Raw genomic sequence first — 22,177 nt, forward strand, 5'->3', positions numbered from 1 at the left:
TGCTATTTATGAATTTTGTTTTTAATTATTTTTAGCTACTTTTTTTCAAGCTGAAACCAAACTGATATGTACCTCATTTTTGATACTGAAACTACTGGCCTGCCAAAAAGATGGGATGCTCCGGTAAGTGATACGGACAATTGGCCCCGTTGCATTCAAATTGCCTGGCAATTGCACGATGCATTGGGAAATTTATTGGACCGGCAGGACTACCTCATTCAGCCAGAAGGCTTCAATATTCCGTATGACGCTGAAAAAATTCACGGTATTTCCACCGAACTCGCCCAGGAGAATGGAATTCCTTTGGCCGAAGTATTGGAAAAATTTAATGTCGCCCTTACTAAAACCAAATTTGTAGTCGGTCAGAATGTTGGTTTTGATCTTAACATTATGGGGGCTGAATTTTATCGGGCAGATCTAAAAACGTTGTTAGGAGAATTGCCTGTTCTGGACACGTGTACGGAACATACGGCAACGCTCTGTGCTCTTCCAGGAGGACGAGGCGGTAAATTCAAGCTTCCTACCCTTACTGAGCTTCATCAATATTTGTTTAAAACTCCATTTGCAGAAGCGCACAATGCCACAGCAGATGTTGAAGCAACTACCCGTTGTTTTCTGGAACTGGTAAGAAGAAAGCAGTACACCAAAGAACAATTGGATGTACAACCAGATTATTTTGAAAAATTTACCGAAGCCAATCCACAGGAAATTCAATTAATAGGCTTAAAACATATTAACTTAAAGAAAGCTTCTGAAAAAATAGCCAAACATCTGAAAAATTTAGATGTAGCAGATATTTCCGAAGAGGACCTGAGCCATAATATAAAGTCACTTGAAGATGCAGAATTTATACATCTGCATAACCACTCTCAGTTTTCGGTACTACAATCTACCATTAAAATAAAGGATCTGATTGCAAGCGCCTCTGAGAACAAGATGTCTGCAGTAGCACTGACAGATCACGCCAATATGATGGGAGCTTTTCATTTTGTTAAAGAGGTTAAGGCCCATAATAGAATGGTAGAAGAAGCCGGGGCTAAGGAAACAGATAGTGAAGACACCGTAAAAAGAAATTTTATAAAACCCATTATTGGTTGCGAATTTTTCGTTTGTGATGACCATTCTAATAAAAATGTAAAAGATTATGGGTATCAAATGGTGTTACTGGCTAAAAATAAAAATGGTTATCACAACTTGTCAAAAATGTCTTCTATTGCTTACACCGATGGATTCTACTATGTCCCCAGAATTGATAAAAGTATTATAGCGCAATATAAAGACGATATCATTGTCCTGAGTGGAAACCTTTATGGCGAAGTGGCTTCTAAAATATTAAATATTGGAGAAAATCAGGCCGAAGAGGCTTTGCTATGGTGGAAAGATGTTTTTAAAGACGATTTTTATTTAGAAATCATGAGGCATGGTCAGGAAGATGAAGAAAGAGCTAATAAAGTACTGGTTGAATTTGCCAAAAAACATCAGGTAAAATTAGTAGCCACCAACAATACTTATTACTGTGCAAAGGGAGATGCAGATGCACACGATATTTTATTATGTGTAAAGGATGGGGAAAAACAGGCCACCCCAATTGGCCGCGGCCGGGGTTACAGGTATGGCCTGCCCAACCAGGAGTACTACTTTAAGAGCGGTTCTGAGATGAAAGAATTGTTCAAAGACCTTCCTGATTCTATTCTGAATATTCAGGAAATAGTAGATAAAATTGAACCTTTTGAACTGGCCAGGGATGTCCTCTTACCCGAATTTGAAATTCCTGTCGAATTCAAGATTAAAGAAGATGAAGCAGATGGCGGGAAACGTGGTGAAAATGCTTACCTCAGACATCTCACTTATGAAGGGGCAAAAAAAAGATATGGCGAGATAACAGATGAAATAAGGGAGCGTATTGATTTTGAATTAACAACTGTAGAGAACTCCGGCTATCCCGGCTATTTCTTAATTGTAGAGGATTTTATCAGGGAAGCAAGAAATATGGACGTTTCTGTAGGCCCCGGAAGAGGCTCTGCTGCCGGTTCGGTTGTAGCTTACTGTCTTTGGATAACCAATATTGACCCTCTAAAATACGACCTGCTGTTCGAGCGTTTCCTAAACCCAGACAGGGTTTCAATGCCCGATATCGACATTGACTTTGATGATGAAGGACGCGGAAAAGTCATGGATTATGTCATCAATAAATACGGTGCCAACCAGGTAGCTCAGATTATCACTTATGGTACCATGGCTGCAAAATCTTCTATCAGAGATACCGCAAGAGTTCTAGACCTGCCTTTAAATGATGCGGATCGTATTGCGAAATTGATTCCTAATATGTCCAAATTGAGCAAAATATTTGGCGTTCCTGAAGCTGACCTTAAAAAGCGGTTTCGGTCAGATGAATTGGAAAAAGTGAACAGCCTGCTCAACATTTCAGAAGGTGATGACCTGGAGGCACAGACGGTAAATATGGCCCGGATATTGGAAGGATCTTTACGAAATACTGGTATCCACGCTTGTGGGGTTATCATTACTCCCGATGATATAACCAATTTTGTCCCAGTTGCCACGGCTAAGGATTCAGACCTTTATGTAACCCAGTTCGATAATTCTGTGGTAGAGAATGCAGGCCTATTGAAAATGGATTTCCTCGGGCTAAAAACGCTGACTCTCATAAAGGATACCGTTAAAATTGTAAAAGCCCTACATGGAATACAATTAGATCCGGATAATTTTCCCCTGGATGATGCCCCCACTTATGAGTTATTTCAGCGAGGGGATACGGTTGGGATATTTCAATATGAATCTGTGGGAATGCAGAAACATTTGAAGGATCTGAAACCCTCTGTCTTTGATGACTTAATTGCCATGAATGCACTCTACCGTCCGGGTCCAATGGAATATATTCCTAGTTTTATCGCACGGAAGAATGGCGAGGAGGAAATTGCCTATGACCTCCCGGTTATGGAGGAATACCTTAAAGAAACCTACGGAATAACTGTTTATCAGGAACAGGTGATGTTATTATCACAAAAACTTGCTGGTTTTTCTAAAGGTGACGCCGATGTTCTTAGAAAGGCAATGGGTAAAAAAATATTTGCCTTGCTTCAAAAACTTAAACCACAGTTCCTTGACGGGGGTGAAAAAAATGGTCATCCAAGAGAAATTTTAGAGAAGATCTGGAAAGACTGGGAAGCTTTTGCTTCCTATGCATTTAATAAAAGTCATTCTACCTGCTATGCCTATATCGCCTATCAAACGGCCTATTTAAAGGCGCACTACCCTGCTGAATATATGGCTGCCGTTTTGTCTAACAATATGAACGACATTAAGCAGGTTACTTTTTTCATGGAGGAATGTAAACGAATGGGGCTGGAAGTTCTGGGCCCAGATGTAAACGAATCCTATTATAAATTCGCGGTGAATAAGGACAATGCAGTTCGTTTTGGCATGGGTGCTATAAAAGGGGTAGGACGTTCAGCGGTAGAGACGATTGTTGAAAACCGGAAAGAGAACGGCGCATTTAAATCAGTATTTGATTTAGCCAAACGAATTGATTTAAGAGCAGCCAATAAAAAAGCATTTGAAAACCTTGCTCTGGCCGGTGGGTTCGATTCATTTGGGGACACACACAGAGCACAATATTTTCACAAGGAGGGAGATGGCAGCACCTTTCTTGAAATGGTTATAAAATACGGCTCCAAATTTCAGGAAAGTGAAAACTCATCTCAGGTAAGCCTGTTTGGGGATACCAGCGAAGTACAGATTCCCGAACCTGAAGTACCGCCCTGTGGAGAATGGGGTACCATGGAAAAACTCAGAAGAGAAAAAGAAGTGGTTGGTATTTATATCTCAGGGCATCCACTAGATGATTTCAGAACAGAGATTAATGCCTTTTGCAATGCCAACGTTTCTTTCTTTAATAATTTGGAAGATTATGTAAACAGGGAGCTTTCCTTTGCCGGGGTTATTACGGATGTGCAACACAGAGTATCTAAAAATGGTAAGGGATGGGCCATATTTACCATGGAGGATTATACAGACACCTTTGAGTTTCGCATTTTTGGAGAAGAATATTTAAAATTCCGGCACTTTTTTATGATTAATTCCTTTGTATTTGTAAAAGTATTTGTCCGTGAAGGATGGACAAACCGCGAAACCGGTAAAAAAGGAGATGCACGGCTACAGTTTGTCAATTTTATGTTGTTGCAGGAAACTATGGAAAACTTTGCTAAAAAATTGACTATAAAATTGAATATTGACCAGCTTAAAGAAGAAAATATTCACGAGCTAAAAGACACCCTTATCTCCTATAAGGGCAAACATCCACTAAATTTTGTTGTTTACGAAATGAACGAAGAAATTAAAGTTAACCTATCCAGCAGAAAACAAAAAGTAGAGATCACCAGCGAACTATTACACACTTTGGAAGAAAAGGACGTACACTATAAATTAAATTAAATAAACATTTCCAATAGTGTAATAAGAAAAACGAATACTATTGGAGTAATGAAAAGGTAGAATAATTGACTAAATTTGCGTAATTATAAATAAAAACGATATGGCTTTAGAAATAACCGATGCTACTTTTGACGAGGTAGTTTTAAAAAGTGATAAACCCGTAGTGGTTGATTTTTGGGCAGCATGGTGCGGACCCTGCAGAATGGTAGGACCTATTATAGATGAGGTAAGTGCTGAATATGAAGGTAAGGCCGTAGTAGGAAAAGTTGATGTTGATACCAATCAGGAATTTGCTGCAAAATACGGAGTAAGAAATATTCCAACGGTTCTTGTATTTAAGGATGGTGAAATTGTAACAAGACAGGTTGGAGTATCTCCAAAAAAAGTATATACCGATGCAATTGAAGCGGTACTTTAAATAAAAAAGAAACTTCAATTTTAAAAAAGGTTTAGCAATTGCTAAACCTTTTTTAGTTTATCTTGGTCCTATGGATTTGCGGTCAGAAATACATAGCGCACCCTTATTTCAAAACCTGGAATTGTTGGCAAACCAGATAGTGGAAGGCTTTATCAGTGGTATCCACAAAAGTCCTTTTCACGGTTTTTCGGCAGAGTTTGCCGAACACAAAATTTATAATACAGGAGAGAGTACTAAACATATAGACTGGAAGTTGTTTGCGAAAACGGACAAGCTTTATACAAAAAGGTATGAAGAGGAAACCAATCTCAGGTGTCATATGATCTTAGACAATTCGGCTTCTATGTACTATCCTGAAATAAAGCAACTTTCTATTAATCATTTAAATAAAATTGGTTTCGGGGTGCTTGCCATTGCTGCTTTAATGAACATTCTTAAAAAGCAGCGGGATGCCGTTGGCCTGAGTGTATTTTCAGATGCCTATACATTTTTTGCTTCTGAGAAAGGGAGTGAAAGGCACCACCAAATGTTACTGGCCAAACTAAGTGAGATAAGCCTTGACAGGAAACCTGCCAAACAAACGGAGATGTATACCTATTTACATCAGATAGCCGAGAAGATTAAAAGACGAAGTCTTGTTTTCCTCTTTACGGACATGTTTCAGACTGCGACTTCAGATGAAAAGCTATTTGATGCACTGCGCCATTTAAAATACAACAAACACGAAGTAGTCTTATTCCATTTACTGGATAGTGATACCGAACTGCATTTTAACTTTGAAAATAATCCCAAGAGGTTTATTGATGTTGAAACAGGCAGCCATATAGACCTCTATGCAGATACCATCAAAGAGGCCTACGAAAGTGGAGTTGGTGAATACTTGACTGACTTAAAACTCAAATGCGCCCAATATCGCATAAAATATGTGGAGGTGGATATCAAGGAACCCTTTACTAAGGTATTGAATACTTTTATGATTGAACGTCAGAATTTTTTATAGCCCAAACGGAATTTTAAAAAAATTGTTTGTGGAATTCATTTAGCAACGTATATTTGCACACGCTAAACGCCACGGTCCGGTAGTTCAGTTGGTTAGAATACCTGCCTGTCACGCAGGGGGTCGCGGGTTCGAGTCCCGTCCGGACCGCCACAAGGTAAACCCTTCATACATAGTATGAGGGGTTTTTTATTCCAAGCTTGGAGCTTACTCCAGGTGCGAAGGATATAAAAGACATAGCCAGCTTTGCCGGCAGTGGGTTACTTTGTGGCGGGCCCACCCCCACGGCCGCTTTTAACACACTGAAGTTTTAACGAAAGTGAGGAGAAAGCAATCCCGTCCCGACCGCATAAAGCCTCGTAACATGAATGTTTACGGGGTTTTTTAATTATGTGTACAACATATGAGCCAACTTTTGATATGCTCTATTTTGTAAGTAGTTGTATTTTAGATATTTACAAAATCTAACTTTTCTCCTTCAAACCTCCTTAGGAACATTGCTGTATTTATCCATGCTATTTCCTTCTTTGAATACTCCTTTACCTATTATCTCGTCCTTTTCATTGTCCCAAATAACCTCAACAAAGAACTTATCAATAGCGTAGAGGACAAACTTAGAGTTTCCTTCAATAACAATCAAGGAACTTGCCTTTTGCGAATAAAGTGTCGTACTGCTCATATTCGGAAAGCATTTTGTATTCCTAGAGGGTCATTTAAATGTTTATATTAGATAGAGTCACAGAATTAATAGTGGTTGATCATAATGAAGGCTAAAGTTATCGGACCCCTATCACCAAATTTTCATACATTGCCTGGAGATTAAAAAATAGTTGTTATGGGATTTATTGCTGGTTTGATTGCTGTACCTGTTGGTTTAATAGTTGGTATAATTATAACGGTTATTTATTCCTTAAAAAAGAATAGTAAAGAGAAAGAATTGTCTACTACAAAAATGGTTCTTTCTTCGCTTGGAGTATTGTTTATTTCAACACTGATTGCCATTCCATCTGTATTTTATTTTCTATTTCTTATGTATAGTGCAGCAACATAATTTAGTCATTAGTTCGTAACGTATTTTTCTAAAGAATTTAATCATGTGAAATAGTTGGTTGTTCATCCTAAGTCAAGGAATTATGTCGGATTGACCTTTTCCAATGCTTTAATGCCTTAAATTGATTGGCAATATGGAGAGTTTATTAAATCGTGTTTTTAAACTTTTTAATCAAAGATTCTAATTCTGACTAATATGCTTATCCCATTTTAATTCTAAAATCATACGCTTACTAGCGGCTTTACCTTCATATTAATAAATCAATTTACAGGATTTTTTGATTTTCGAAACCGAACAATCTTGACCTGAGCAAATTATAAAGTCAGTAATACCGGCGGGCACCGCTAACTAAATATTATTGGGATAGCCTCTAACTACCTAAATGAACCCTCCGTTTTAAAACTACACAACGTCATAAGTTGGGGAATTGATTATTATATCTTGGATCAGCTTTCCGATCAGGGGCGCAATATTTATGAACTCGATCTTCTGATCGACTACTATTTTATTCAATCGAATGGGAGGTATACTGTTGGTAATGATAATCTTATCAAGTGCCGGATCCATGAGCACCTCATTTGCTCTGTTTGCAAATACGCCATGTGTTGCAGCAGCAAAGACTTTATCTGCTCCAGCTTGTTTACAGGCTTTTGCAGCTCTTACCAAGGTGGTACCTGAACTAATCAGGTCATCAATGATAATGACCATTTTGCCGTCGACATCCCCAAATATTGCTTCGGTACCACCTACTATTCCTTGGCTTCGGGTTTTGTGCATTACCCCAACAGGAACTATTGTTTTTGTATTGCTCTCAAGAGCTTGGGCAAAAGCTGCTGCACGTTTGATTCCTCCTGCATCCGGTGACAAAACAACAGTTTCTTTTTCTTTTGCCCAAGGGGTAAAATAGGATACAAAGTATTCCCTGGCTTCCAAATGCACCGTCGGGATACGAAAAGAATTTTGGAAAGCCTGTAAATTATGCACATCCAAAGTAACAAAGCGATTGGTTCCCATGGCTTCGAAAATACGGGCCACATATTGGGTAGTTACCGGGTCACGACTTTTGGTCTTTCGGTCTTTTCGGGAATAACACAAATAGGGAACTATCGCAGTTACTTCCGTCGCGCCGGCATCTTTCAGAGAACCGATAAAAAATAACAAACGGCAGAGCTTATCATTTACCGTAAGACCCGGCTCCCCATAAAGACTGCATATCACGTATACATTTTTGTTTTGAACATTGACTAACGAACGAATTTTATGTTCTCCGTCCATGAAATCCCGTTCTTCATGTTCACTTAAGTCAAGTCCAATGAGTTTGGCAATGTTTCCCCCAAAAGCCCTACTGGAATTTAAAGCGAATAGCTGGTTTTTTGTAGTGTCCATTAATTTTAATTTTAAAGGATGTCCATTATTCCGGTAAAGTTGAAAAAAACATTCTCTAATTAAAATGACATTGGTCAACCCATGCAATGACATAGATCATTGCAAACCCCGGGCTGGCACATTAATTTTGCCGCCAAAGAAATAAAGATTTTAGCTCCATGCAGATAGAAATACTTTTTAAAATATAATGCAATGAAATGTTCTAATTTATCCCATCTAAAGTCCGTAATGCTATTAATTCTGTCCTTTGCATTATTAGCCATATTTTATTCCTGCAAAAGAGCTGCAGAAAAGACAAGCGAAAAAGCTATTGAAAAATCAATTGGTGATGATGCCGAAGTAGACATTGAAGAGGACAAGTTAACCATAAAAACTGATGAAGGCACCTTTACTACCGATGCCACGATTCATAGTTGGCCTAAGGAAATTCCTGCCGATATTCCTGAATTCATAGAAGGGAAAGTGGTTAGCGTTACTACTCATGAAATAGACGAGGCTAATAATTGGGTGGTCATTTTTGAAGATGTCCCAAAAGAGGCGCTGGAAAAATATAAGGAAGACCTTAAAGACCATGACTTCAAAATCAATTACACTACCATGGCCGGATCTGGAGGCCATCTCACTGCGGAGAAGGGAAAATTAGCGGTTGTTGTTATGGTAGCTGAGGGTACTGCCACCGTTACTATTGGCACAAACAATTGAAATATCAGCGCATATGCAGTTTCGGTTTTAAAAGGACTCCGATAATTAAAAAAGATAAAAATGTCTTCTATCATACATTTTGACATTTCTGCAGAAGATGTTCAAAGGGCAAAGAATTTTTACGAGCAATTATTTGGATGGAAAATTGAAAAATTTCCAGCAAGTCCGGTAGAATATTATCTCATAGAGACCAGTACAGCAAGTGGGGAAAAGGGGATTGGTGGTGTATAGCCAAAAGGCAAAAGGAACACGAAAAAATTACAAATTTTATTCACGTAGACTCCTTAGATAAATCAATAATCAAAGTGAAAGAACTCGGCGGACAGATATTGGAATCCAAAACAGCTATACCCTCCGTAGGATACATTGCCGGATGCAAGGACACTGAAGGCAATACCTTTGGCATCATTGAAATAACAAAATAATTAAACGGTATAACTTTTATTAAAAGCATTTGTTTCAACAGAAAGTACTTCATTACTTTTCACGTCCCCTGATCTGAATCATTCTATTGTTCTTCTTGCTTATCTATTTTTAATCTTCTTTTTAGGCTGTTTTAATATGGATCAATCGTTTACTTTATTCCTTTGTGGTGATGTAATGACCGGGCGGGGCATCGACCAGATATTGCCCAATCCAAATGATCCTGTGATTTACGAGGGCTATCTGAAAAATGCAAAGGACTATGTAAAACTTGCCGAAAAAGCAAGTGGTCCTATTAAACAATCTGTAGATTTTGATTACATCTGGGGTTATGCCATAGGAGCCATGAAAGAGGCTGACATCAGGTTAATAAATCTGGAAACCAGTATTACCAAAAGCGGGGATTATGTTAACAAAGGCATTAATTATAGGATGCATCCCAAAAATATTGCATGCCTTACCATAGCCAATATTGATTGTTGTGTCTTAGCCAATAACCACATATTGGACTGGGGTCAAAAAGGGTTATTAGAGACCCTGGAGACTTTAGAAAGTGTAAAAATAAAATATACCGGTGCCGGGCTGAATATCAGAGAGGCCAATGCGCCGGCTATTTTATCCGTAAAGGACAAGGGCAGGGTTCTGGTCTTCTCTTTCGGCTTATCCTCAAGTGGAATACCAGCTGATTGGAAAGCAACTGAGGATGTCCCGGGGCTGAATGTGCTTGATAATTTATCTATGGAGACCATCAAAAGGATCGAAAAGGAAATCAGACAAGTAAAACAGCTGGGAGACCTTGTCGTAGCCTCTATGCATTGGGGCGGTAATTGGGGTTATAAAATTCAGGAACCACATAGGGATTTTGCACATAAGCTGATTGACCACGCAGGGGTCGATATTATCCATGGCCATTCTTCACACCATTTCAAAGGATTGGAAGTGTATAAAAACAAGCCGATAATTTATGGTTGCGGTGATTTTCTCAATGATTATGAAGGAATCAGTGGCCATGAATCGTACCGCAGTGATCTGGGACTGATGTATTTTGTTAAGTGGGATTGCACAAAACGAGATTTTGTTTCGCTGCTATTGGTTCCCACACAAATCAGGAAATTACAAATAAGCAAACCCAATAAAAACGATTGCGATTGGATAGAGAAGGTGTTGAACCGGGAAGGGAAAAAGTTTGGCACCAAAGTAAAATGGGTTAATGAGCACACTTTGACCCTGGTCTGGAATTAGTATTATCTTATCTGTTAAAACATCATATATTTTATATCTGTTTAATTCCTGCAGATGTTTTTTGAATGTAATCTTATCCATTAGTATAATCTGTCTACATAAAATGTGATGTAAAAATAAGTCCTCTCACTGATAAAGATCATTACAAAACCAATAACTACGCACTATATTGGATGCGTTAATAATAGTTTTTGATTCCACTTATCATGAAAGACACTTTATACATCGCAAGGAAGGAATCACCAAATATGCCGGATTATGATTCTTTGTGTGATCAGTTTAATTGGGAGAATGAATTTAAAAATTTAGAGAGGCTACCAGGGGGCGGGCTCAATATTGCACACGAAGCAGTAGACCGGCACGCCAATAGCCATCTTGCAAATACAATTGCCCTTAAATGGATTAGGAAGGATAGATCGTTTATAGATTTTACCTATGCCGATTTAAAAATTGAGACCTCGAGATTCGCAAATGTTCTGGAAAAGCTGGCTATTAAAAAGAAGGATAGCATTTTTTCCCTGGTTGGAAGAATTCCTTCTTTATATGTTGCTGCATTAGGGACGCTTAAAACCGGAGCTGTATTTTGTCCTATGTTTTCAGTTTTTGGACCAGAACCTGCTTTTCAGCGTTTAAATAAGGGGAAGGCTAAGGTTTTGATAACTACAAAAAAACTATATCACCAAAAAATAAAACAATTGACGCATCGGCTTCCGTTGCTTCGGCATATTTTATTGACGGATGTAAAACAACATTTAGACGATAAGGTCTTGTCCCTGTCCCTGCTAATGGATGAAGTTCCGGATGAATATGCAATCAAAAATACGCAGCCCGAAGATCCTGCTTTACTGCATTTTACAAGTGGTACCACCGGGATGCCAAAAGGTGCTTTACATGTTCATCAGGCGGTCCTTACACATTACGTTACCGGAAAATATGTCCTCGACTTCCAACCCGGGGATATATTCTGGTGTACGGCAGATCCGGGATGGGTTACCGGCACTTCTTATGGTATCATTGCTCCTCTGGTCAACGGGGTTACCAATATTGTGGATGAAGAAGAATTCGATGCGGAACGCTGGTATTCCATTCTTGAAGAACACCGTGTAAATGTATGGTATACCGCACCGACGGCTGTCCGCAGATTAATGCGCCTTGATCTTAAACCCCTGGAAAGATATGACCTGTCTAACCTCCGCCTAATACATAGTGTTGGGGAACCCCTGCATGCAGAGGAAGTAATTTGGGGTGAAAAGACATTTGGAATACCTGTTTGCGATAACTGGTGGCAAACTGAGACGGGAGGCATAATGATTTCCAACTATGCCTCCATGGAAGTACGGCCGGGTTCTATGGGCAAACCATTGCCAGGCATTCATGCCGCAATTGGAAACCTTGTTGAGGACAAAGTACATCTCTTATCAAAACCCATGGAACAAGGACATCTTTTGCTACAAAAAGGATGGCCCTCAATGTTCAGGGCATATCTTGATGAGGAAGAACGCTATAAGAAATGTTTTAAAGGGGAATGGTATGTTACGGGTGATTTGGCAAAGAAAGATAAAGATGGTTATTTCTGGTTCGTGGGCAGGGCCGATGACATTATCAAAACATCTGGCCATATGGTAGGGCCATTCGAAGTGGAAAGCACCTTGATGGAGCACCCCGCAGTGTCTGAAGCCGCTGTCATAGGGAAACCAGACCCCCTTGTCGGGGAACTGGTTAAGGCTTTTGTGGTTTTAAAACCCGGGTATGAAAGGAATGAGAAAACGAAATTGGATATCAAAGGGTTTTCCCGTAAAAAATTAGGGCCGGCCGTAGCACCTAAAGAATTAACATTTACAAACAGTTTGCCAAAGACAAAAAGTGGTAAAATCCTGAGGCGATTATTAAAAGCGAGAGAACTGGGGTTACCCGAAGGAGACAAATCAACATTGGAATAATATGGAAAAAGAAGGAATAAAAGTTAATCCGGCAATCACAAGGGAACTTGGTCTCAAGCTTCTCTACCAGATGATTCTAATCAGAAGGTTCGAGGAAAAGTCCGCTGAACTGTATACGAAAGAAAAAATCCGTGGTTTTCTGCATCTCTATATTGGTGAAGAAGCCGTTGCCGTTGGTGCCATGAAATCATTAACAGATGAAGACAATATACTGAGCACCTATCGTGAACATGGCCATGCCCTGGCAAGAGGCCTTGAACCGGGAAGCATCATGGCCGAAATGTATGGCAAACAAGAGGGGTGTAGTATGGGTCGTGGAGGCTCCATGCATTTATTTGATACCTCCAAAAAATTTTACGGTGGAAATGCAATTGTTGGGGGCCATTTACCGATGGCAGTTGGTATGGCACTAGCATCCAAAAAACAACATCTGAAGAATATTACCTGCTGTTTTTTTGGTGAGGGAGCAATTGCTGAAGGAGAATTCCATGAATCAATGAACCTGGCTGCCCTATGGAAAGTTCCTGTACTATTTCTCTGTGAAAATAACCTTTACGGCATGGGAACAGCGCTCCGTTTTTCGCATTCTGTCCAGGATCTGGAAAAAAAAGGAGAGGCGTACGGGGTTGAATCAGCAAAGACCAACGGAATGGATGTTCTGGAAGTGAAAAATGCGGTTGAAAAAGCTACGGCTTATATAAGATCTACAGGAAAACCATATTTTCTGGTATGCAACACCTATCGTTTTAGAGCGCACTCCATGTTCGATGCCCAACTGTATCGTGAGAAAAAGGAAGTTGATGAATGGAAAGGACGGGACCCTATTGCAACTTTCACCAAGCAATTATTAAGAGATCAATTGATCTCCCGGGATGATATTGATACTATTGAGGACAAGGTCAGGGCTGAAGTACAAAAAGCCGTTGCTTATGCCGAAGCGGGAACATTTGAACCTGTCGAAGAATTAGAAAAATTTGTTTATAGCCCATAATTATAGCGAATTCAAACATTGTATGAACAATAAATATCTAAACATGAAAGAAATTATAAAAAAGATGAATTTATTAATGGTAATCCTTTTTGGATTGCTTTTAGCAAGCTGTAATTCAAATACCAAAAAAAAAGCTATCGTTGAAACAGATGAAAACGGATATGCCCTTTTAACTGACGAGCAGGTCGAGAATATAGTTCGGCGCTCTTATCAGTATGTAGCCATGTACAATGTGAATAACAAATTCGCGGCCTCCCCTAAAACCAATTTTACTACTGGGGGCTGGAATAAAGGACTTACTAATACCGAGTTGCTTGACCATACTGTGAATGCAATTGCGCGGCCTAACAATGACAACCTTTATCAGGCAGCCATGCTTGACCTGCAGCATGATGCAGTGGTGTTTAAGTTCCCAGCCATTAATTCAAAATACGTATCACTAATGATCACAGGTTATGATCATTATGTGAATATACCTTTGTCCACCATTTACGGAGATTTTGATAAACCAACCACCATGCTGATTTATTCTTCCAGAACCAAAGGATATGAGGGGGAACCGGTGGAAGGAATTGATCACATTTTTGAGGCCACTTGTGATTTTGTATCAGTGGTCATGCGGGTAATGCCTCATGCTGTGGAACAGGAACGCTATGATCAAATCGTTGAGCAAATCAATGCGATTGAAGGAATGTCCTTGTCTGAATATAAAGGTGGAGAAGCTATAAGAACACCTGAAGTAAACTTTCCAGCTATTGGAGAGACTGACGCGGATATTTTTGAAAACAATTTACTGGAAGTAATGCAATTTGTTTTTAACCATACTACGTTCGATGAAAATAATGCTATGGACAGAGCTGTTTTAGCAGCTTATGAAGAGCTGGGAATTATGCCAGGCCATAATTTTGATTCAAATACAGCGGTTAAAATCAATGGCAAAAAGTTTAGGACAATGGCCGATAAGATAAAGGAAGAAAGTTTGGCATTGATGCTTGATCCTTCTATGATGGAATTGTTGGGACCTAAAATGTTCCAACCAAAAGGAAAAACCGATCTTAAGACAATTGTAGCCCTATCTGTCATAGGCCCAATTGGCCAGCCCATGGATCAGGCTATGTACCGGCCCGTGAATGTTGCTGACGGTTCAGTAATGAACGCCCAAAACGACTATGTGATTCGCATGACCAAAGAAGAAATGCCTCCAGCCTTAGCCTTTTGGTCTGTAACCTTATACGACCAGAAAAATGGCTTTTTCATTCCTAATGACTACAAGAAATATAGTGTTGGCGAAAATGCAGGCTTCAAGCTGAATGAGGAAGGAGGTATCGAAATCCATGTAGCGGCTGGAAGACCGGCAGGCGTACCATTAGAAAATTGGCTACCTGTCAACCGTGAAGACCAAAACCTAGATGTTATTTTGCGCATCTATGCACCTGATCTGGAAAAAATGAAAACCTGGAAAGCCCCGGTCGCTGAAAAGATAAATTAAAACTGGCTACAACAATGTGTATAGCACATTAAAACGCATTAAACACAAAACGACATGACTGATACAGCAACATTGAAAATTACGTATAGGGAGGCGTTAAAACAGGGAATGCACGAAGCCCTGATCAATAATGAGAAGGTATTCCTTATGGGAGAGGATGTAGGGCGATATGGAGGCGCCTTTGCAGTCAGTAAAGGATTTCTTGCCGAATTTGGTGAAGATCGTATCATGGACGTTCCCCTGTCAGAATCGGGTTTTGTTGGAGCAGGTATAGGTGCTGCTTTAGCAGGGATGCGGCCAATAGTGGAAGTAATGACGGTCAACTTCAGCCTGCTGGCACTGGACCAGATCATTAACAATGCCGCTACTTTACTACATATGTCAGGAGGACAGATAAATGTCCCCGTGGTTATCCGAATGAATTCGGGAATTGGCAACCAGCTCGCAGCCCAGCATTCCCACAGTTGGGAACCATTCTACGCACATATTCCGGGACTGAAAATCGTTTCTGCAGGCACACATGAAGATGCCAGGGGAATGCTCCTAACTGCCCTGGAGAGTCCTGATCCCGTTGTGATTTTTGAGTATACATCCCTCCTAAACATGGAATCGGAAATCCGGTCCGGTTCAGGCGCTGTGGATATTGATAAGGCAAAAATACGACGGGAGGGAAAAGATCTTTCGATCATTACCTATGGTCCCGGAGTATACAAAGCTTTGGCAGCGGCAGAAATATTGGCTTCATCCGGAATTGATGTGGAAATCATTGATCTTCGTGTTCTTAATCCTATCGATGATGACACCATCATAAATTCTGTGGTTAAAACACATAGAGCATTGATCGTAGAGGAGGCATGGCGTTCGGTCAGCATATCCTCAGAGATCATTTCCAGAATTATGGAGAATGCCTTTTATAGCCTGGATGCTCCGGTAGAGCGCCTTTGCGGAATTGAGGTACCTATTCCATATCCCAAACATCTGGAAGATGCATCGATTCCACAAAAACAGGATATTGTTGACTCGGTTTTAAAAATGATACAGCATGATTGAATTTACAATGCCAAGTCTAGGAGCCGATATGGAGGATGGCACGCTTGCAGAATGGCGGGTAAAATCCGGTGATTTTGTTAAACGGGGTGATATCATTGCAGATGTAGACACCCAAAAAGGTTTGATAGAAATAGAGGTCTTTGATGAAGGCACTATCCATGAGCTTATTGTCAAAGAAGGGGAAAAAGTACCTGTAGGAACAGTAATGGCCACTATCATTCCGGCGCAAGAAAAAATATCTGCTGACGTCAAGACAGCACCTGCACCGGCTTCTAAATCCAAGATAAAAAAGGAATCCATAAAACCCGCGGTAAAAAGAGTGGTAACAAAAGGAATTGATCATCTGAAAATCTCGCCTTTAGCGAAAAGAATGGCAGTGGAAAAAGGAATTGATGTCTCAACCATAAAAGGGAGTGGCCCGCAAGGCAGCATTGTCAAAAAAGATATTGACCTGGCTGTAGCAATGAAAGCAGAATCGCATGTAGAAGTTACCGGGGGCAAAAAAGAAAGAGCTGCAGAAGGTGTGCGAGCGGCAATAGCTTCGGCCATGAGCAGATCTAACAGAGAGATTCCACACTTTTATCTTGAGACAAGAATAGATATGTCAAAAGCCCTCGATTGGTTGAGCCAGTCAAATAAGCAGACAGAACTTAAAGATAGGTTGCTTTCTGTTGTGCTACTGATTAAGGCAACTGCTAAGGCGATCAGGGAAGTACCAGCAGTCAATGCTTATTGGAAAAATGGCCTGGAATTGAAAAATGTCATCAATATAGGCTTTGCGGTTTCATTGCGCGAAGGAGGAGTTGTGATTCCGGCAATACCGGAGGCAGACAAAAAATCCCTGAATGAGCTAATGGCGCTATTGAATGATTTGATACCGCGGGCAAGGGCATTGCAATTGAGAAGTTCAGAATTAAGCCAATCCACCATTACACTTACCAATATCGGGGAAGGAAGTACAGATAAAGTATTTGGAATTATCTACCCGCCTCAGGTCGCGATTATAGGTTTTGGGAATATCGTGGAAGAGGCCTGGGCCGAAAATGGTGCCTTAAGTACCCGCCCGGTTGTTCATGTTACACTCGCCGCAGACCACAGGGCCATAGATGGTTATCTGGGAGGAAGGTTTTTAATGGCTTTAAAAAAGAATCTACAAAATCCTGCAGCTTTATGAAAGATCAGGAATTAAAAACGACTATTCTTCAATTGCTTAGTAAGATCGCACCTGATATCGATCCACAGGAATTGGAAATGGATGCCAATATAAGGGAAGTATTTGGTATCGACTCATTTGACTTTCTACAATTCATAATTGGTCTTGATGAGGAATTTGGCATCACGACCCCTGAAGAAGACTATGGAAAAATAACTACCCTCAACACTTTGATGGCTTATTTAAAATTGGCATCCAACAAACAAGTTTAAAGCTAAAAAAAGTGCTAGGCATGCTGAGTCCATTATCTATTTTAAACATTTGGGCGCCTACTAATTTGTATTAAGCTTTATAGTATAAGGGCAGGGATAGTAATATATAGATCTTAAGTCTAAAATACGCCCTGAAGAACTTTTCTTAATTTCTAAATGTAAAAGTTTGCCTTTTTATTGTAAGGAGGTAATAAAAAACCTGCCACCACAATTTGCGAAGGGTGGTTGATTTGCAGGGTCAACCCTTAATCCGCTTTCCAGTGAGAGCGCGCAAGCAATCCCGACCGAACCGCAAACATAAAGCCCTTCACACAAAAGTGTGAGGGGCTTTTTTAAAAAACGCCTTATTATAAACTAAGGGTTTTCAAATAGCTTTCCATTAACCGAAGGTATTTATCTACTTCAGACAATGCTTTTGTTCTTTCTTTTTTGTTCACCGCACTCTTTGCCCGTAAACTGTTGACCTTGGCACGTATATTGGCGCGATAGGCCTTGTAAAAAACAAAAAGATGATGCTCTTTCGGCGATTTCATTGAGGGGAAAAATTGATTGTAATATTCAAGAAATAGCTCGGATAAATCTTTTTTGCCAAATGCATCGAGATCCATACATAGAAAGGCCACTTCGTTCAAAACATCGATTTGCCTGTAATCATCATTGAATTCAATACAATCGAAAGGCTGAGGCGATGGTAATAAAAAAATATTCCTTGAATGAAGGTCTCCATGGCAATCCCTGAAGAAACCGGCCCTGAGTCTGCCTGCTAACAACTCCTTGTTTTTCTCTAAAAAAGTGTTTGAGGTTTTTATGGCATTGGCAATAATAGTTACATATTTGCCGCCGTCTGATTGCGCTGCCAGATACTTCTTTTCCCCTTCCAAATCATTGAATTTTCCCTGAATATCCAGCACGTCTTTTTGATAGATTATAACAGTATTCCCATGAAAGAGGGCGATTTTTTTAGCCAGGTTTTTAATGTCGGATTTCGTAACTTTATTTTGAACCAAAAGCCGGTCCATTTGTTTAGTCCTATCCATTTTATGCATTCTCACGGCATAGTCGATTACCGTTCCCACATTTCCTCCAATTTTGTAATGGTCATTCAATTTATTTATCGGAACTACATCCAGGTAAATGGCTTTGGTTAGCCGCTTGTTCAATTCAATTTCCCTTTTGCAATATTTTTCACGCTTTTCAAGGGTAGAAAAATCAAGGAATGAATATTTAATGGGCTTTTTGATTTTATAAACGAATCGGTGGCAAAGAAACACCCAAGATATATGGGTTTCAATCAATTCTCTTTTTGCTGAAACTTCCGGAAATTCCCCTTCTAAGAGCAAGCTATTTATCTGTTCCTGTATCATTCTTCCAACCTAGGTATTGTGCAGCTTTTAGCAACATTTCTTCAATATTATTATTCGTTGATTCCAACACCAAATGGTGCTCATTAAACGGTTCCCATTGTTGCTGGATTAGTTTATATACTTCAAAATCAGCTTCGCTATAAGACCTGCTTTCTTTTAATCGCTCCTTGATCGTACTTTCGGCAGAATGTAATTCGATAAAAAAAACCTCGCCCTGATCTGATAATTGCTTAATAAAAGTATCTCTTGTTTCTTTTTTATGGAATGTGGCATCGAGTACCAGATTTTGACCCGTGGCTATTGCTTCTTTCATCTTGCCGAGCATGGTATCATAAACCACTTTTTTCTCATTATGGGAATATGTTCTTTGTGCAAATAATTCCTTCCTTAACTTATCACTATTCACATAGCTGGCTTCTATCATTTTTGCAAGTCTTGAAGCAAAATAGCTTTTGCCCGTACCTGGCAAACCAAAAACAAATACGATCATCCTGTTTGCTCTTTTAGGGTACTAAGTTAAACCGTTGATTTCAGAAGGTTGATGATTTATATCATAGGCTACATTGTACGCAGCTAATACATTTATTTTCCAATTTTATGTAGAATAAATCAGTGAAACGATTAAATGTAAAAGTCTCTTTTTGTGTGTTGAGATAGTTATTATTAACCAATTGTACTTTCTCCGAAACCAGGTTTTCATCCTTACTTAACTTTACAAATCCTTTTCCTTTTCAATAGTCAAAAATTGCTTTTGAAGCGATATTATTATATTTTTTTATAGGGTACTTACTTCCGTGACTATATTTAAAGTAACAGGAGAAGCCTACTTAAATTTTTTTTGAATTATTATTACTAAGTAATTCTAATAAAATCAAAGTTTAAATAAACAGTTGGTAGTGTTTACAGGATAAATGAAATATTACCTTTACACAATTGTTATATTTGATGGGCGTAAATACTTATAGCTCACTATTATTTGATATTAAGATGAATGATAAAACTGCGATAATATATTCTTCCGTAGATGGACAAACTCTAAAAATTTGCAACAAGCTTAAAAACAGTTTGCAACAAAGCAACCCAAACATTGTTCTATTTTCAATTGATGATTTCAATGAAGATGTATCCTATTATGATAAGCTTATTATTGGAGCAAGCATTAGATACGGAGTTCATAATAAAAAAGTAATTGACTTTATAAACACCCATAAAAAACAACTTGATAGTATAAAAACAGCTTTCTTTTCAGTTAATCTGGTTGCAAGAAAATCTGAAAAAAGCACACCAGCCACAAACCCGTATGTGATAAAATTTTTTAAAACCATTGATTGGACACCTACTATAGTTGAAGTATTTGCAGGAAAACTAGACTATAAAAAATATCCGTATTTTGATAGAATTATGATTCAATTTATTATGTGGATGACCAAAGGGCCAACAAATGTTAATACAGAAATTGAATATACCAATTGGGAAAAAGTCAAAAAGTTTGGAATGCAACTAGGCAATATGTAAAGAAGTTATTTAAACAGCACTGAAAGTAAAAATAAATACAGAGGATTAAAACGCTTAATACGCCTGACGATAAAGTTCAAATAAAGGATAGCTTTTAATCAGTTTTGTTAATAATTAGAATTCAGAATTTTCACAGATGTTAATTTATATTAAAAGGTGAGCCCAGTGGTGAGCCCCCAATAGTACTCTTTGGCAGGCCCTGAAAATAGCCGGTTTCAAGTGCGAACGAGAAAGCAATCCCGTCCAGACTGCTTAATGAAAAAGTAAGCATCTATTTATTAGGTTCTTGTGTTTTTTAAATTTTAATTATTCCACATATTTTCCACACAAATACAGAAAAAATATGTTTTTTACTTGTATTACTTTGAATTTAGAACAGCGAATGCCTCAGCTACCTAACATTCATTTTACGGAACCTATTAAATCACCTTAGGAACATTACTATACCTATCCAAGTTGTTATCGCATTTAAACGCTCCTTTATCAATTATCTCATCCTATTTTATATCACATTATATCTTGAGAAATCTCATCCGTTAAATTCGATAAGTAAGGAGTGAAACTCAGTATCACCAATATTTTGAATTAAATGACCCATGTCTTCTGTATTCAGTCCATAGTGTTAAAAGTGTTTGGCCACTTTATGGCCTTTTTTGGTGTTTTAATGAACTATGATTTAATTCATAGGATTCAATTAATTGTAGCATCAATTTTGTAGGAATATTAAAAACCATTTGATATGACTTTCTTAATTACAGCAGCAGCAGGAACGATAGCAATAATATTATTTGTCTCAATCGTAGAGAGTGTTTATGATTACTAAAGTTTAAGCGGTCTTTTGATTATCCCGATAATTTAAAACTTGAAAAAGGATGGTCATAATCTAAATTGTATTTCATAGGATATTTTTGCATTTCGTAGAAAATATGATCCCAGATACTCTGCTTGATGTTTAATTCACTTAATTTCAAATTAATATTTCTTCCCAATCTGAAAGACAGACCTAATTGATGTTAAAACATACTGATTTACTAATTAAAATTATTTATTGTATTGGGCAAAAATATTACGCAATCTCTTGTAGTGATTCTCCTATTCGGTCTTATCTGGAATTCACAGTCACAAGATTTACATGATGATTCGAATGCAGCTTCAGTTATCAATGAAGCAGATGCTACAACAGGATGGACTTCGGGTAGCGCAATCTTGAGTTCAGAATCGGGGGACCCTCAATTGGGGAATTTCTTTTTAAGACTTGTTTCAAGTGCGGCAGGTGGACGGACTATGGATTATTTCTTTAATGCCGATATTGGGCAGGATTACACCATCCGAATTTGGGCCAGAGAAGGTGCACAGGTTTCCGCGGATCCAAGACCGGCATTTGCGGTCTGGAATGGATTGTCCGGTTTTTTTACTACCAGGATTATCGGAACCAACTGGACCGAATATGTATTCAATGTAACGGCGACTTCAACAACTCCACGGATCAGGGTCTATACTGGTAATTCCAATTCTGGCGGTGTAGCGGGCAATACTGTTGAAGTTGATAATATTTCTATTGTACCTGTTGGTGGAGATACTACCCCGCCTAGTGTTGTGATCAGCTCCACAGAGAGCAGTCCTACCAATACATCCCCTGTCCCGGTGACTATCACCTTTGATGAGTCGGTAACCGGATTCGACATTGGGGATCTGACCCTTGGCAATGGCAATGCGGGGAATTTTTCAGGGA

19 protein-coding genes, 1 tRNA gene and 1 pseudogene are annotated in these 22,177 nt (G+C 39.0%); 16 read left to right on the forward strand and 5 right to left on the reverse strand.

The annotated features are described in order from the left end of the window. Window positions 1–66: 66 nt before the first annotated feature. From dnaE to Q0874_RS15555, 4 genes are all read left to right on the forward strand, one after another. A complete protein-coding gene (gene dnaE, locus Q0874_RS15540; RefSeq protein ID WP_299164438.1) occupies window positions 67–4,452 on the forward strand; it encodes a DNA polymerase III subunit alpha in 4,386 nt (1,461 codons plus the stop codon). 100 nt (window positions 4,453–4,552) lie between these two features. Next, a complete protein-coding gene (gene trxA / locus Q0874_RS15545) occupies window positions 4,553–4,870 on the forward strand; it encodes a thioredoxin (RefSeq protein WP_299164439.1) in 318 nt (105 codons plus the stop codon). Between the two features lie 70 nt (window positions 4,871–4,940). Beyond that, entirely contained in the window at window positions 4,941–5,870 is a 930-nt protein-coding gene (locus tag Q0874_RS15550) for a DUF58 domain-containing protein (RefSeq protein WP_299164440.1), read from the forward strand. A gap of 73 nt (window positions 5,871–5,943) precedes the next feature. Next, window positions 5,944–6,020, forward strand: a tRNA-Asp gene (locus Q0874_RS15555). A 325-nt stretch (window positions 6,021–6,345) separates the two neighbouring features. Here the strand turns inward: Q0874_RS15555 and Q0874_RS15560 are convergent. Then, window positions 6,346–6,546, reverse strand: a complete 201-nt coding sequence (locus Q0874_RS15560) for a hypothetical protein (protein ID WP_299164441.1) — start codon at window positions 6,544–6,546, stop codon at window positions 6,346–6,348. Window positions 6,547–6,702: 156 nt separating this feature from the next. Here Q0874_RS15560 and Q0874_RS15565 point away from each other — a divergent pair, with 156 nt between their 5' ends. Beyond that, window positions 6,703–6,918, forward strand: a complete 216-nt coding sequence (locus Q0874_RS15565; protein ID WP_299164442.1) for a hypothetical protein — start codon at window positions 6,703–6,705, stop codon at window positions 6,916–6,918. 402 nt (window positions 6,919–7,320) lie between these two features. On the opposite strand, the gene Q0874_RS15570 is transcribed toward Q0874_RS15565, so the two are convergent. After that, window positions 7,321–8,304 carry a ribose-phosphate diphosphokinase gene (locus tag Q0874_RS15570; protein ID WP_299164443.1) on the reverse strand — a complete coding sequence of 328 codons (984 nt, stop codon included), beginning with the start codon at window positions 8,302–8,304 and terminating at the stop codon, window positions 7,321–7,323. A gap of 192 nt (window positions 8,305–8,496) precedes the next feature. On the opposite strand from Q0874_RS15570, the gene Q0874_RS15575 reads away from it, so the two are divergent. From Q0874_RS15575 to Q0874_RS15615, 9 genes are all read left to right on the forward strand, one after another. Then, window positions 8,497–9,006 (forward strand): hypothetical protein, encoded by a 510-nt coding sequence (locus tag Q0874_RS15575; RefSeq protein WP_299164444.1) that lies wholly within the window; start codon window positions 8,497–8,499, stop codon window positions 9,004–9,006. Between the two features lie 60 nt (window positions 9,007–9,066). Next, window positions 9,067–9,237, forward strand: a complete 171-nt coding sequence (locus Q0874_RS15580) for a VOC family protein (protein ID WP_299164445.1) — start codon at window positions 9,067–9,069, stop codon at window positions 9,235–9,237. A 330-nt stretch (window positions 9,238–9,567) separates the two neighbouring features. Continuing rightward, on the forward strand, window positions 9,568–10,671 hold the full coding sequence (locus Q0874_RS15585) for a CapA family protein (protein WP_299164446.1): 1,104 nt from the start codon (window positions 9,568–9,570) through the stop codon (window positions 10,669–10,671). Window positions 10,672–10,877: 206 nt separating this feature from the next. After that, window positions 10,878–12,611, forward strand: a complete 1,734-nt coding sequence (gene acsA / locus Q0874_RS15590; RefSeq protein ID WP_299164447.1) for an acetate--CoA ligase — start codon at window positions 10,878–10,880, stop codon at window positions 12,609–12,611. A gap of 1 nt (window position 12,612) precedes the next feature. Beyond that, window positions 12,613–13,602, forward strand: coding sequence for a pyruvate dehydrogenase (acetyl-transferring) E1 component subunit alpha (gene pdhA / locus Q0874_RS15595; protein ID WP_299164448.1), 990 nt, complete (start codon window positions 12,613–12,615; stop codon window positions 13,600–13,602). A gap of 43 nt (window positions 13,603–13,645) precedes the next feature. Next, the gene (locus Q0874_RS15600) at window positions 13,646–15,091 is read left to right on the forward strand and encodes a DUF1214 domain-containing protein (protein ID WP_299164449.1); all 1,446 of its coding nucleotides are present in this window, start codon (window positions 13,646–13,648) and stop codon (window positions 15,089–15,091) included. Between the two features lie 54 nt (window positions 15,092–15,145). Beyond that, a complete protein-coding gene (locus Q0874_RS15605; protein ID WP_299164450.1) occupies window positions 15,146–16,141 on the forward strand; it encodes an alpha-ketoacid dehydrogenase subunit beta in 996 nt (331 codons plus the stop codon). Then, a complete protein-coding gene (locus Q0874_RS15610; RefSeq protein WP_299164451.1) occupies window positions 16,134–17,315 on the forward strand; it encodes a dihydrolipoamide acetyltransferase family protein in 1,182 nt (393 codons plus the stop codon). Before Q0874_RS15605 ends, Q0874_RS15610 begins: the two co-directional genes overlap by 8 nt. Next, on the forward strand, window positions 17,312–17,566 hold the full coding sequence (locus tag Q0874_RS15615) for an acyl carrier protein (RefSeq protein WP_299164452.1): 255 nt from the start codon (window positions 17,312–17,314) through the stop codon (window positions 17,564–17,566). The genes Q0874_RS15610 and Q0874_RS15615 overlap by 4 nt, the downstream gene beginning before the upstream one ends. A gap of 347 nt (window positions 17,567–17,913) precedes the next feature. Here Q0874_RS15615 and Q0874_RS15620 read toward each other — a convergent pair whose 3' ends face one another. Both Q0874_RS15620 and Q0874_RS15625 read right to left on the reverse strand, forming a co-directional pair. Further along, window positions 17,914–18,930, reverse strand: coding sequence for a hypothetical protein (locus Q0874_RS15620; RefSeq protein ID WP_299164453.1), 1,017 nt, complete (start codon window positions 18,928–18,930; stop codon window positions 17,914–17,916). Continuing rightward, window positions 18,908–19,426 (reverse strand): annotated as a pseudogene (locus Q0874_RS15625) (AAA family ATPase); the annotation flags it as partial. The pseudogene Q0874_RS15625 and the gene Q0874_RS15620, both read right to left, overlap by 23 nt. A 491-nt stretch (window positions 19,427–19,917) precedes the next feature. Here Q0874_RS15625 and hemG point away from each other — a divergent pair. After that, window positions 19,918–20,445, forward strand: coding sequence for a menaquinone-dependent protoporphyrinogen IX dehydrogenase (hemG, locus tag Q0874_RS15630; RefSeq protein WP_299164454.1), 528 nt, complete (start codon window positions 19,918–19,920; stop codon window positions 20,443–20,445). Window positions 20,446–20,584: 139 nt separating this feature from the next. Here the strand turns inward: hemG and Q0874_RS15635 are convergent, their stop codons facing one another. Continuing rightward, window positions 20,585–20,716 (reverse strand): hypothetical protein, encoded by a 132-nt coding sequence (locus Q0874_RS15635; RefSeq protein ID WP_299164455.1) that lies wholly within the window; start codon window positions 20,714–20,716, stop codon window positions 20,585–20,587. Between the two features lie 782 nt (window positions 20,717–21,498). On the opposite strand from Q0874_RS15635, the gene Q0874_RS15640 reads away from it, so the two are divergent. Next, window positions 21,499–22,177 (forward strand): Ig-like domain-containing protein (locus Q0874_RS15640; RefSeq protein WP_299164456.1); only part of this gene is annotated, 679 nt, incomplete at its 3' end.

Source organism: uncultured Eudoraea sp. (genome assembly GCF_947490415.1).
In the GTDB taxonomy this organism is placed as follows: Bacteria; Bacteroidota; Bacteroidia; order Flavobacteriales; family Flavobacteriaceae; genus Eudoraea.